This window comes from Paenibacillus sp. FSL R5-0341, from assembly GCF_037975235.1.
In the GTDB taxonomy this organism is placed as follows: Bacteria; Bacillota; Bacilli; order Paenibacillales; family Paenibacillaceae; genus Paenibacillus; species Paenibacillus amylolyticus_A.
In genome coordinates this window covers 5,334,858-5,347,180 of the sequence record NZ_CP150241.1, presented here as the reverse complement: position 1 = coordinate 5,347,180, position 12,323 = coordinate 5,334,858, and the positions used below count along the sequence as shown (strand labels likewise).

Below are 12,323 nucleotides of genomic sequence, written 5' to 3'. Positions count from 1 at the left end.
AGCGGACGGATTATGCACGTATTTAACGGAAGGTAGGGGAACGGAATGAGCGAGGAGACTAAGCGCGAGTTGTACACTCGGATCGAACATACGCAAGAGGACGGAATCGACACCGTTATCATCACAGCCAGCGACGGATGGGTTACGTATACCGCGAAAGAAGCAATCATCGCCGATATGACGCCATTTGAAAGCGCGGTGAGCTCGTTATGGAGCGGATATTTTCATGCTACGGATCATATCCGCGAGTTGGGTGCGTATCCACTTTCGGTTACATCGAATGTTACTGGCGCGGTTGAAGCATTCGTCACGGAACTCGAAGAGGGTGAGGGCGTTGGAAGCGACGGGCAGAGTTGAGTATTGCAACAACGATCGCGGTTTTTTCTTCGTACGCTGCGCAGGGATCGCCAGCACGGTGTTTGTTCACGCGTCAAACGTACGCACCGAAGGAACTACGCTGCAGGTCGGCGATACCATCGCGCTCGATATCGTGCCAGGAGATCGACGGCCGGTCGGAAAACGGGTGACATTAATTTACGGAGGGTGACGAGATGATGGACGAACGTTTATTACCTGATCAAATCACATACGCCCATGTCGCGATACTTAACACAGGTAATGGCCGCATTGTCGCCGGCGTCCGCCTATCAAAACGAGATCCTAGCGTAGAAGGTACCGTATGGTATGAGCCTTACGCCGTGCTTTCGCTTCATTATGATGAGCGCGATACAAAGACGATTACGATGCGCCAGGTTATACCGCTCATGATCAAGGACATTATTCGGAACGTAGACAGCCGCACGAAGTTCGTTGTCATACGAGGGAACGCGCCACATTTCCAAAGATACCGCCAATACGAGCAGCATGTCCGTTTGTTCGCGGAGTCTTGTAACGTAGGTATCCGAATGACTTGGAAGCCGAATATTGAAAACCGTATTCCGGAGCTCAAGGAATTGGCAAACGATGCTTTACGGCGCGGCGAGTCACTTGTCAGCTCGATTTGATATAAGGAGGGATAAGTTGAAACCATTGATCCTTGCGGATTGGGTAAAGGCGGACGGCATCGCGCAGCTTCTCCACATTCAGCTATATGACCGCAGGGGCGAGCTTCAAACGTCATCAATTGTTCCGTGCTCTGATCCGGTACTCGCGATACAGCTTGCGGTCGAGGTTGTAGAATTTGCGGAGATTGGCGGAGGTTTCGACCTACAGACGAGTGACCGCGAAATTTACCGGCAGGCTCTAGCTGATCCGGAGATTAACGCGGACATTGTGCACCCTCTGGACGTGGCTCAACTCTACCACATTGTGGAGGACAATCCGGAAATATATCGGGAATTGTATCCAGGTGTCGCATCCGTTCAAGAACCGAAGTTAAGAGGCTGGCGAGCGCGTGCCGTTCAATGGCTTCGCAGATTAATCCAATACATTGAAAAGGGAGACAGACAAAGTGATTAAATTCGATAAACTTGATCAGTTCAAAGCAGAGAGAGCAGAAGCATCAGCAAAGCGTAAAGGGCTAGACCAAAAGAGAGAGGATATCCAGCAGGAGTTATCCCAGGCCAAAGATAATTATCTGGAACTAGTTAGACGCTCAATCGCGGAGGAGGTGAACCTTGACGCTGAGATTGACGCAGCGGACAAGAAGGTTTTCGATCTGGAACGAGCTATACGCAGAGCCGATCAACAGTCAGAGATCGCAGCCACAGTTTATCAAACTGCTATACGCTCGGATGATGTCGCAGAGTCATGGAACAAGGAATTCGTTCCGCAATATATGGATTCGACGTTTAACCCCGCTGTTGATGAACTAGCCGCAGCCGCAGACGCGTACAGAATTGCGTTTCAGAAAGTTATTACTGCTGCGACGGAACTAGAGGATCAGCGCAAAGATGTACTTTCGGAGCTCCGCGAGAGTAAGTACACGTACACAACAGCCCGCGCAGACATTAGTACAGCCGGCAGTAAGTTTATGAACGCGGTAATTACAGAGCGGGATTTGCGTGACTTCGAATCGATGAGACGTAGCGCTACCTACTAATACATTCAGGGAGGAAATTACATGAATACAGATTCGATCAATTACAGCGCAGTAACAGAGGCGCTTAAAATGGCGCCAGGCAATCCGGAGAAGATCGCAAGAGCGAAGCAGTTGGAACGGGATTATAACGATACGATCGCGTTAATGTTCAACGAGGAATCCGGAGTGAACTTCGTTGCGGTCCCGTCCGCGCAGGATGTTGAGCATTTCGATACCCGCGCAAAGGAAACGAACGATCCTGACGATCTTGTCCGCGCTCACCTTATCCGGGATCGGTTCGATTATTACGAAGGGGAGAAGACGGCGCACATCGATCACCGGGTACTCGGCGGCCATCTCCGTACCAAGCTCGCGGAAGGCACCGTAACCAAGGCCGACGTTAAGGCTGCGGAACGATATGCGAAGAGTAACCCGACGCCGGACAATATCGGATTGTACACACAAATTAAAAGAGGGGTGTCTTCAAATGAGTAGAAAAGTGATCACGGGTAAAGGTGTCGGAGTAACAGATATTGATACAACAGGGTACACATATGCGAAGTTTTACGGTGAGTCAAGGATTACGTTAGTCCACCCGGACCCAAACGAGCCACTTTCCGGAGCATGGGTTTCCGATGATGGTGGAGGAACGTTTATTACAGGAAGAACTATTCGTATAGATAGGAAATTTCCGGGCTCATGGTCCGTTGTGTTGTTTAAACAGCGACCGGCTACAGATCAGTCTACGATCTCAATTGTAAAGCTCCAAAACGGGACTAGTGTCCTGGAGGGTGACGAAGATCTTGTATTCAAGAACGAAGGCGTCGATTATTCAGGCGTTGACATTTCGGACGTGAGACACGATTTCGATTCTCTCAGCCGCCTGTATCAGCGCGCATCAACTACAAAGACGACGCATGACCAAGGACGTTATCTAAAACTTAAATCACTGCTTATCAACTAAGGACCTCTGGGTCCTATTTTCATATCAAAGGAGGAATTTTAATGAGTTTATGTGTCTCAGCCTTTATCGATAACAATATATACGTATGGTCGGATGGCCGCATATGCACGAAGTCAGGAGAGATGGATTTTGTCGTGAAGGATGACTATTCAAAAGCGAGAGTGATCGGTAAACGAATCGTATTTCTATCCGGCATGTTAGATATCGCGGAATCAGTTTTTCGCAAACTTTCGGCCCAAAATAGCATCGAGGAAATCCAGCAAGTAGCGAGAGAGTGCTATACCAAATTTAAGGCGGCTAACGAGAATAAACCCGCGTACCAAGCGTTGGAGCATGGCATTGAGCTAGGCATCCTTATTCTCGAGTTTGAGGACGGCGTGCCGCGTTATGTCCAAATGGTCTACAGCACAGATTTCGAAATCGACGTTACAGTGCCTTCTAATCTCGAATTCTTCTCGTTCGGCGCGCATTCAAAAGAAGTCCTTCCGATTTTGGTCGCCAAAGTAAATGCCGGCGTAGAGCTTAGTAGCGCGGTTGAAGAGTCTTACACAGAGGTTGCGGATATCCACGTTGGAGGGAGATTACAAGGTTCCAGGATGAGTACCGACAATATTGCGCATAGCACCGCGTGGATTCGTGATAAGCAAGCGTATCCGATATGGAAGGGGCGCAGCTCACCGTTTCTCGCGGATCATTTCGGAAACGCGACTATGAATAAGTTAACGGCTAATACCGCGCAGATTAATAGCTCCGATTTCAATAACGGCTCGATCGTAGGTTCCTCAATTAACGTCGGTAACGGTCAATTTACGGTGGATACTGACGGTAATATGTACGCGGGTAAAGGTACATTTCGGGGTGATATTACGACGGGTAGTACTATTACAGGCGCGCTTATCCGAACAGCAGCGTCCGGTCGGCGTATGGAAGTTGACGCGCAAGGTTTACGGACATACGACGCAAATAGTACGAACCGCATCCGCATCAATACCGGATCTGATAACGGCGTCTCTGCAATTACGTTCTTTGGAACAGGCGGGAGTACGGCCGGCGAGATTAACTCGTATCAGAATAGCGGCGGCCTCTCGATTATCAGTTCTGACGTATTTATCGGGTCGAATAATACCGCGAATCCGATCCGTTTACAAGGCGCGGTAACAATTGATGGTAACGTTGAATTTCGCCGCGAAGTAACCGGACTCAACGTGGGTATCGGAAGTGTTACCGGGTTACAGACGCAGCTTGATGCGATATGGGCCAAGCTCAATAATCATACGCACGATATTACGTTACCAACGCACAACCACGGCAATAGCGCGAATCAGAATTGGGGCGGCACATTCACTACTTCGAGATCCGCGTAATCAATCGTTATGGGTCCGCTTAATTGCGGGCCTTCTTAATACGAGGAGGTATATGAATGAAGTCACGTACTTTAATGGAGTTTACCGTTGATGTCGCACATCCAGTCGGAGAGCTCAGCGCAGTGATTAGCGAGGTATTAGGAGTACACGCAGGTAGCCGCCTGGATATACTGCGCGGGCTAGATACGGTTATTGGCGAGGCAATCGTACAATTAGAACAGAACGAAGGGGCGGATTTAAACGATGGCAATGACTAACGCGGAGTTACGTACAGATATCGCTAGGTTAGACGAGAAGCTGCGACAAATACGAATTGATAACGGGAGGAATCTTGATCCGAAGCCGCGCCCGAAGATCGTTGATATTCCGTTGTCGATGGCGCTAGTTGATCGTCTGCAGCCGCTTAAAGTAATCGCTGTAAAGTACGCGGCGGTGCTTGCGGCGGATCAAATAACGCGAATTGACTTAAGTAAGCTCGCCAAATACGAGGAAGCCGCGAAGGTTTTGCGCTACTCCACAGGATTTTGGTGCAGCATACATGCGCTGGGGGCCGGCTCGTTCCTGCGGATTATTAAGCGCGTAAATGAGGCGATTGATACCGGCAAGACGGATGAATTGGATATCAACGGACTTATGAGGAAGGTACATTTCAGCATCGGATTAATGACGAAGGATTCTGCGTTAGCCTACGAAATTAAAGGAGCGGCAGTTATGGCGGAGGATGCCGTATATATAGCGATTGCTGAGGTTCTGCCGAAGATTCACCAATATGAGGAGGACGATATGTATGAGTAGACAACGTAATGTATTAGAGGCACAACTGACTGTACAGCAGAGGAAGGCCGCGCAGTTACTGGTGAGTAATGAGTGGGGAGAGCTACTGTCTGAGGATGGCCGTAAGAAGAATATGCAAGAGTTAGCGAATGAGATTGGAATCGCGCGTTCAACTCTTTACGAATGGAAAGCGCAAGAACAATTTATTGATTACGTAAGTTATCTTACGGATATTAATCTTCGCGGAATGAGAACGGAAGTTAACGTTGCTTTAATGAAAGCAATTCGCGGAGGAAATAACGGTTTGCCTTCCGTGAAAGCTATCGATTTATATATGCGTAGATGGGCGCTACTGTCCGACCGTACTATAGTAGAAGACAGACGCGAAGAGAACGCAAGTAACCGTAAGACAGACGAGGAAATCCGTAGGGAAATCGCGGAATTGAACGATCTGGTTGACGGAGAAACTGCGTAAGATTAGCGGACGTTACCGGACAGGATAGCGGTGAAGGGGCGTCAAAACCTGCAACGCGCTCCTGGCGGACGGCCACGCTAAAACTTCGGGGTTGAACGGTGCATAACCGGTGTATACTGCGCGGAAAATCGGATGTATAAACTGCCAGCGGTTGTTAACGTGGCGGACGGATTATCCGCGCAGATATGCGGTTTATTAGCGAATAGAACTGGAAATGTATATACGGTGAATAGAATGGATTTATACATACGGTTAGGAAACGTAGTAGTGGCGCGGGTTTAAGGAGAGTACGAGGGATTGATGATCACATATACTCAATCCTCCGCGACTGTATATTTATGCGGTAAGCAAGAGAGTAAACGGGACGGAATCGCGTGACCCCAACGCCCCCGTCGCGGGCGGCCGGATCAGGGGTGAGAACAATCCGCGCGGCAAAAAAAATCCGGGAGTTCGATAATGAAGGGCGGAGGCGGTGGTCAGATGATCCAATTAGCTAAATAACGCAGTTCTCAACGGAATTTAATCCGCGAGAACTGCGTTATTTAATTGTTTGTTACTGAGCTTCGAGTCCTATCTTCTCTTTATATTCATTCAGAATACGAAGTTTTATGAAGTCCTCTAGTATGATTTCTGGATTTTCTTCAATCGCATTGTGTAACTCAGTAATCAAAATAGTGATTGTTTCACCGTATAGTGTTATAGACGCTACATTTGGACCAATTGAGTGTCCATGAGTAGAAGCACCCCCATCGTGCAACTCAGCAAATACATCCTTTAGTGCACCGTGTAGTTCCTCTTTCATCTTTTGTATCTTTCTTTCTCTTTTTTCCGCATTTTGTCGAATCTTTAATCTTTCTTGATTTGCTTTTTCTAGTAAATCCACAATATTCAAAATACTAACCACCCTTCACAAAGAATCTGATTCTAGTATATTTTACCACGTTAACTGTTAGACAATCTACTTAAACAACCGATTAGCGCGCGGTCAGCTTTGGTAATGTCGATCATGGGCGGTGAGTACCCGCTTTCTCCTTCGTAATTATCGTAAGGGAACGTTTGTTCTTAGTATAGCGCGGAGGCGGCGGAGTATATATGCGATGAAACTGCGCGACGTCGAGCGAAATGGAATACGCAGACATCCGAAATTAATAGTTGCAGAGGTGGGCAGTCGTTGACTTGTACGCATCCATTAGGGTAGAATGCGATTAACGAGATTATGCGTCATAGTGGCGCGTGATTAACAAGTAGTCGTGCGGATTCACAATCCCGCTCACATACGAGAAACCGCGTAGTGACGGGCGTTAAGCCTTCCGAATAGCCAAGCGTAAATTTACGATTCATAACCCGAACGCAGTAGCCACATGTGGCTGCGGATCTTCTTTCCGTACGAAGGAAGATGCGGGTGTGCCTGATAAGGATTGTTAAGTTGTAATCCAGTTGAGGATTATTTAAGTAGGCTATGCTTATAGCAAAGAAAAAAGCGCAATTCTGGCGGAGATGTTTCGTCGGGATTGTGCCTTTTTTTTGTTGACACTTTGTTCCAATCACAGGTAATATATTTTGTGCAAACGTTTGCAGATTGTTGGACATAACTTTTCCTTTAAAAAAGCGTGTTTATAGCTTACAGATGAGGGGCATGCCCATGGAAATTCTCTGTTTGCGCAAACGTTTGTACAAAAAAAGTTAAGTCAAAAAGGAAGGAGGCGTTAAAGAGGTACAAATTCAGGCAACTTGAGCCTTAAAGTCAAAAATGCTATTTGTTGATCAACCTGAACATCTTACACAATAATTGAATTCATGATCCCCACAGGGGTAACAGAAAAGGGAGGAATAACATGAAGCTTGTGCGCAGGATCGGCGCATTCCTGTTGGCATTACCCATTGTCATTTCCATGCAAACGACAGCGGCTTATGCCGAAATCTCTGCTTCCCATGTATACCATAACCATATGCCAAATTTTTGGGCTTACTATGACACATCCAAGTATGCTTCAGCACCTGTAGGATCTCCGATCCGATACACCTATGACGGGCAAGTCATCGATTTGAAAAAGAACCCTCCGGCTGGTTATCCGTATTTTCTGCCTGGCGGAGCGCCTATGCCGCATGATGATCTTGTGGCGTATTACACTCACCATGCCAAAACTGGAGCGTATCTGACCTGGCCTTGGCAAGTGGCTGGCAATCTGAAAAATAATCACCCGGCTGCAGGTATGCAGGTTACGATGTCAGGGTCATTGCTGAACAATGTAGATAGCTTTATGTATACAAATAATGTAAACGGTTACAACAATAAATCCTGGGGTGCTCCTTGGAAGAATGCTTACAATAATCTCAAAACAACGAACGGAGAACGAACGATGGATCTCGTCCACTTCTCCGGACACCACTCCATGGGACCACTGGCAGGCAACGAATATCTGCTGAAAGATCTGATCTATCAGAATGCCGTATTGGCACAGCCTTTTTTTCTGGGTGACAGTTTTAAATCTTCCAAAGGATTTTTCCCGACCGAGCTGGGTTTTTCGGAACGAATCATCCCGGTTCTGGATCAACTCGGCATTGAGTGGTCCGTGATTGGTAACAATCATTTTTCGCGAACCCTCCAAGATTACCCGCTGCTGAACGACCCGGGCAAAGATACCATGGTTTCCCCGCCGAACCGGGCTGATCTGCAAAATACAAGTAATGTGGGTTCATGGGTATCTGCTCCAATGTTCAATGAGAAACAGGTTGTTTACAACAAATATCCGTTTGCTTCCACACCTCATTGGGTGCGACACGTGAATCCTGAAACGGGTACGGAGAAGAAGATTGTTGGCATCCCTGTGGCACAGGCTGAATCTTGGGAAGAAGGCTACCAGGGCTCGGTGAAAGCAGACGTACTCAAACCGTTCGAAGGATTGGTGGATCAGAAGCAGTTCTTCGTCATTGCACATGACGGAGACAATTCCTCTGGCCGTGCCGGTTCCGAAGACACATGGCGAAATGCAGGTGAAGTTACGTATGCCCAGCCAGGTGTGAAAGGCGAGAGTATCAACGAATACTTGCGCACGAATACTCCAAAAGCCGATGATGTGGTGCATGTACAGGACGGCTCATGGATTGATACCCGGGATTCTTCGTCAGACCCGACTTGGTACCACTGGCGTCTTCCTTTTGGAATCTGGAAGGGACAGTTTGATGCATTCAACAAGGCAACAGGCCTCAATCTGGAGCCCAAAAAAAATCTGGACGGCGTACAGGATGGCATGACCGTATCGTTTGAGTATGGATATCACTATCTTGAGCGCAATTTTGCACTGGAGCAAGCTGCGCTGAATTATGCCAAGACTGCTGAACAGATCTGGCTGGACAGCAATCCGAACCACTGGAAGCCAACGACGGCTCTGGATCGTGAAATCACGTACGAGGGAAATCAGCTGAATCCGTGGATGATGGCTTACCCGGTGAAAGGAGATCCCGCCAACAATTATAAAGGAGGAGCTAATCCGGCAGAGCTGAGCTGGTATTTCCTTCTGCCAGCGTTGGATTCCGGTTTTGGTTATTATGATGAAAATGTGGATGATGGCGTGAAGCCAACGTTGTCCTTTAATCAATCTCTTTTCTTCTCCAAGCCTTATGTAAGTAGCCAGCTTGCGAAGGATCGCACAGGTCCATCGGTATGGTGGCCACAGCGTTATCCGTACAACCCGGGCAGTGCCAACGTTAGTAAGGCAGAAGGATGGACGCTCCATTATTTTGATAATACCTTCGGTATCTACACGTATGCTTATGATGTAAATGGTGTGAGTGATATCAAAGTGAAGGTACGCACACATCGGGATAAGAGGGCAGATGCCAAGGATAACACGTTCCGTGTGTACGACCCTGCGGCACTCAAGGCGAAAGGCGTACCCAACATCGATCCGGCTAAAGTCAGCACTTGGCAAGAATATCCGATGACGAAGCGTGATCTGAAACCAGATATCAATGGTGTGGCATGGCAGTCAAGCAGCACAGATATGTTCAAGAGTGTACCGGCACAGGAGATCGGGGATATGTATTACACGTATTTCAACGATTTCCGGGATCAACTGGTGGATTATTATATTGAGGCTGTTGATACCAATGGCAACGTTACCCGCAGTGACATCCAGACGGTATATGTGGGTACAGGAAAATATAAAAAGGACGCCTCCGGTAAAATTGTGGAGGATGTAAATGGAACAATCCAAGGCACGCACCCGTTCCTGGTGGTCGATCAGACACCGCCTTCGGCACCGACAGGTGTCAATGCTGTACGTGTGACGGATCGCAGTGTCACGCTGCAATGGACTGCATCTACAGATAATGTGGGTGTAGAAGGTTATGACATTTATCGTGATGGAACCAAAGTAGGAAGTTCCCAGACGACAGGATACACCGATACGGGACTTGAGCCCGAGAAAACCTATGCTTACAGTATCAAGGCCAGAGACAAGGCGAATAACGTCTCCACCGTCAGCTCGCCCGTACAAGTGCAAACTTTGGCGGCAGATAACGAACCACCATCAGCACCGGCAAATGTAGTTGTGCAAAATTCAACTTCATCCTCCGTGACACTCGGGTGGTCGGCCAGTCAGGATAATTACGGTATCGCAAGGTATGAGATCTATCGGGATGGCAGCAAAGTGGGGGAATCCACAAAACTGACGTACACGGATGAATCCCTTGCACCGGCAACGAATTACGTGTATACGATCAAGGCGGTAGACGCGGCAGGCAATGTCTCACCAGCTAGCGAACCTCTGACAGTGAAAACAAAAGAGGGCAATATCGTAACGGTCTATTACAAACAAGGATATGCCACACCGTATATTCACTATCGTCCGACAAGTGGTACATGGACGACATCGCCGGGTGTGAAGATGCCAGCAGCCGAGATGCCGGGGTACACTAAGATCACAATCAACGTGGGTACAGCGACGGGGCTGGAAGCTGTATTCAACAATGGTAGTGGTACGTGGGATAACAATGGGGGCAAGAATTATCAGTTTCCGTTAGGGGTGAGTACCTACAATGCAGGAGTCATCACTCCAGGAGCACCTCAAGTAGATGTAACTCCACCAAGTGTGCCAACAAGTCTGATAGTTACCTCCAAGTCGGCTGATCGTGTAGCGCTGGCTTGGACTCCGTCGACGGATAGTGTAGGCGTAGTCGGATACGAAATATATCGTGACGGTGTTAAAATCGGAACGAGTACTGCGCCTGCATTTACGGATACCGGCCTAAAGGCATCAACGAGCTATGTTTACAAAGTCACTGCCTATGATGCGGCACAAAACAAATCGGCTGCAAGTGCCGAACTGAGTGTAACAACCGATGCTGCACCGATAAGCAATAGTGTAACCATCTACTACAAGCAAGGTTATGCTCAACCTAATATCCATTACCGCCCGACAGGCGGCACATGGACGACGCCACCAGGAGTTGCCATTCCATCCTCCGAGCTAGCAGGGTATAACAAGATAACCATTGATGTGGGTACAGCTACGGGGCTGGAAGCGGTATTTAACAATCGCAGCGGCACGTGGGACAACAACGGAGGACGAAATTACATCTTCCCTTTGGGCGTGAGCACATACAATGCAGGTGTAATAACTTCTGGAGCACCGGGAAATGCAACCAGTACGGATGTCATCGAGAGCCCGACAGCATTTCATTCCATTCAATTTAAGAATGCATCACTGTTAAGTTGGGGACGCCTGAGCGCATAAGGTATTCATCACACATCGATATAGACTTCACGATGCCAGGATTCATAGTCGTAGTTTGGGGAGCCTTGTTCAGCTAATAAGTGAACAGGGCTTTACTTATTTATAGATGGGATGAGCGACCTCGTCAGAATAAGGCCCATCCCAAATGCACAATCTTTTTAGGAGAGGTAAAGAGAGATGGCGAGTACTAGTTGACAAACTTAGTTGTAACTACTATAGTTACAATATAAAGTTCAAACATAAACAAATCGATAATTTAAAGGAGAGATCATGATGAACATTGCAATCATTGGTGCAACAGGCAAAGCAGGAAGTGTAATTTTGAAAGAAGCAGCAGACAGAGGGCATAAAGTAACGGCGATCGTTCGTAATGCATCCAAATTGGAAGATAAAAGTCTGAATACGCTGGAGAAAGATGTATTCGACCTTACAGCTGAAGATCTTAAAGCGTTTGATGTAGTTGTAAATGCATTTGGTGCTCCAGCGGGTAAAGAAAACCTGCATGTGGAAGTAGGACAAGCGTTGATCAACATTCTGAAAGATGCACCAAACACTCGTCTGATCGTTGTGGGTGGAGCAGGAAGCCTGTTCACAGACGAGTCCAAGACATTGCGTGTCTTTGAATCTCCAGGCTTCCCTGATGCTTACAAAGCAACTGCAACGAACCAAGGCCAAAACTTGCAGGATCTACAAACATCTTCAGGTATTCAATGGACATTCCTGAGCCCGGCTGGATTCTTTAATCCAGAAGGTGTACGCACTGGCAAATATCAAGCAGGCAACGATGTTATTCTCGTGAACAGTGAAGGCAACAGCTACATCAGCTATGCAGACTATGCGATTGCTTTGGTTGATGAGATTGAAAACCCACAACACAAAAACGAGCGCTTTACCGTTGTCGGCGAAGCGAAGTAATACTTTTAAATGATAATATGGAACATGACGGACGCTGATCTTAACAGATTGGCGTTCGTTTTTGTGTTATTGA

General features: G+C 47.6%; 13 protein-coding genes and 1 pseudogene. 13 read left to right on the top strand and 1 reads right to left on the bottom strand.

Annotated elements, in window-relative coordinates; genetic code table 11:
* The first annotated feature begins 45 nt into the window (after positions 1-45).
* From MKX75_RS23945 to MKX75_RS23900, 10 genes are all read left to right on the top strand, one after another.
* On the top strand, positions 46-357 hold the full coding sequence (locus MKX75_RS23945) for a hypothetical protein (protein ID WP_339167152.1): 312 nt from the start codon (positions 46-48) through the stop codon (positions 355-357).
* 194 nt (positions 358-551) lie between these two features.
* Positions 552-1,004 (top strand): hypothetical protein, encoded by a 453-nt coding sequence (locus MKX75_RS23940; protein ID WP_339167151.1) that lies wholly within the window; start codon positions 552-554, stop codon positions 1,002-1,004.
* Positions 1,005-1,020: 16 nt separating this feature from the next.
* Positions 1,021-1,458: a hypothetical protein gene (locus MKX75_RS23935; protein ID WP_339167150.1), complete on the top strand. Its 438-nt coding sequence runs from the start codon at positions 1,021-1,023 to the stop codon at positions 1,456-1,458.
* On the top strand, positions 1,451-2,041 hold the full coding sequence (locus MKX75_RS23930; RefSeq protein WP_339167148.1) for a hypothetical protein: 591 nt from the start codon (positions 1,451-1,453) through the stop codon (positions 2,039-2,041). The genes MKX75_RS23935 and MKX75_RS23930 overlap by 8 nt, the downstream gene beginning before the upstream one ends.
* A 21-nt stretch (positions 2,042-2,062) precedes the next feature.
* Positions 2,063-2,515, top strand: a complete 453-nt coding sequence (locus MKX75_RS23925) for a hypothetical protein (protein WP_339167147.1) — start codon at positions 2,063-2,065, stop codon at positions 2,513-2,515.
* On the top strand, positions 2,508-2,984 hold the full coding sequence (locus MKX75_RS23920) for a hypothetical protein (RefSeq protein WP_339167146.1): 477 nt from the start codon (positions 2,508-2,510) through the stop codon (positions 2,982-2,984). The genes MKX75_RS23925 and MKX75_RS23920 overlap by 8 nt, the downstream gene beginning before the upstream one ends.
* Before the next feature lie 41 nt (positions 2,985-3,025).
* On the top strand, positions 3,026-4,348 hold the full coding sequence (locus MKX75_RS23915; RefSeq protein ID WP_339167145.1) for a hypothetical protein: 1,323 nt from the start codon (positions 3,026-3,028) through the stop codon (positions 4,346-4,348).
* A gap of 56 nt (positions 4,349-4,404) precedes the next feature.
* Entirely contained in the window at positions 4,405-4,605 is a 201-nt protein-coding gene (locus MKX75_RS23910) for a hypothetical protein (protein WP_339167143.1), read from the top strand.
* Positions 4,592-5,143: a hypothetical protein gene (locus MKX75_RS23905; protein WP_339167142.1), complete on the top strand. Its 552-nt coding sequence runs from the start codon at positions 4,592-4,594 to the stop codon at positions 5,141-5,143. The genes MKX75_RS23910 and MKX75_RS23905 overlap by 14 nt, the downstream gene beginning before the upstream one ends.
* A complete protein-coding gene (locus tag MKX75_RS23900; protein WP_339167140.1) occupies positions 5,136-5,597 on the top strand; it encodes a phBC6A51 family helix-turn-helix protein in 462 nt (153 codons plus the stop codon). The genes MKX75_RS23905 and MKX75_RS23900 overlap by 8 nt, the downstream gene beginning before the upstream one ends.
* A 553-nt stretch (positions 5,598-6,150) precedes the next feature.
* Here MKX75_RS23900 and MKX75_RS23895 read toward each other — a convergent pair.
* Complete coding sequence (locus MKX75_RS23895; RefSeq protein ID WP_339167138.1) at positions 6,151-6,489, bottom strand: hypothetical protein; 339 nt, start codon at positions 6,487-6,489, stop codon at positions 6,151-6,153.
* A gap of 437 nt (positions 6,490-6,926) precedes the next feature.
* Here MKX75_RS23895 and MKX75_RS23890 point away from each other — a divergent pair.
* The 3 genes and pseudogenes from MKX75_RS23890 to MKX75_RS23880 all read left to right on the top strand — a co-directional run.
* A pseudogene (locus MKX75_RS23890) lies at positions 6,927-7,022 on the top strand (iron-sulfur cluster assembly accessory protein); the annotation flags it as partial.
* Positions 7,023-7,432: 410 nt separating this feature from the next.
* A complete protein-coding gene (locus MKX75_RS23885) occupies positions 7,433-11,335 on the top strand; it encodes a carbohydrate binding domain-containing protein (RefSeq protein WP_339167137.1) in 3,903 nt (1,300 codons plus the stop codon).
* A 273-nt stretch (positions 11,336-11,608) separates the two neighbouring features.
* Positions 11,609-12,250 (top strand): NAD(P)-dependent oxidoreductase, encoded by a 642-nt coding sequence (locus MKX75_RS23880; RefSeq protein WP_339170577.1) that lies wholly within the window; start codon positions 11,609-11,611, stop codon positions 12,248-12,250.
* Positions 12,251-12,323 lie beyond the last annotated feature (73 nt).

Coding starts and splice junctions, on each gene's coding strand:
- MKX75_RS23945 (WP_339167152.1), top strand. CDS start 46: ATGAGCGAGGAGACTAAGCGCGAGTTGTACACTCGGATCGAACATACG.
- MKX75_RS23940 (WP_339167151.1), top strand. CDS start 552: ATGATGGACGAACGTTTATTACCTGATCAAATCACATACGCCCATGTC.
- MKX75_RS23925 (WP_339167147.1), top strand. CDS start 2,063: ATGAATACAGATTCGATCAATTACAGCGCAGTAACAGAGGCGCTTAAA.
- MKX75_RS23920 (WP_339167146.1), top strand. CDS start 2,508: ATGAGTAGAAAAGTGATCACGGGTAAAGGTGTCGGAGTAACAGATATT.
- MKX75_RS23915 (WP_339167145.1), top strand. CDS start 3,026: ATGAGTTTATGTGTCTCAGCCTTTATCGATAACAATATATACGTATGG.
- MKX75_RS23910 (WP_339167143.1), top strand. CDS start 4,405: ATGAAGTCACGTACTTTAATGGAGTTTACCGTTGATGTCGCACATCCA.
- MKX75_RS23905 (WP_339167142.1), top strand. CDS start 4,592: ATGGCAATGACTAACGCGGAGTTACGTACAGATATCGCTAGGTTAGAC.
- MKX75_RS23900 (WP_339167140.1), top strand. CDS start 5,136: ATGAGTAGACAACGTAATGTATTAGAGGCACAACTGACTGTACAGCAG.
- MKX75_RS23885 (WP_339167137.1), top strand. CDS start 7,433: ATGAAGCTTGTGCGCAGGATCGGCGCATTCCTGTTGGCATTACCCATT.
- MKX75_RS23880 (WP_339170577.1), top strand. CDS start 11,609: ATGAACATTGCAATCATTGGTGCAACAGGCAAAGCAGGAAGTGTAATT.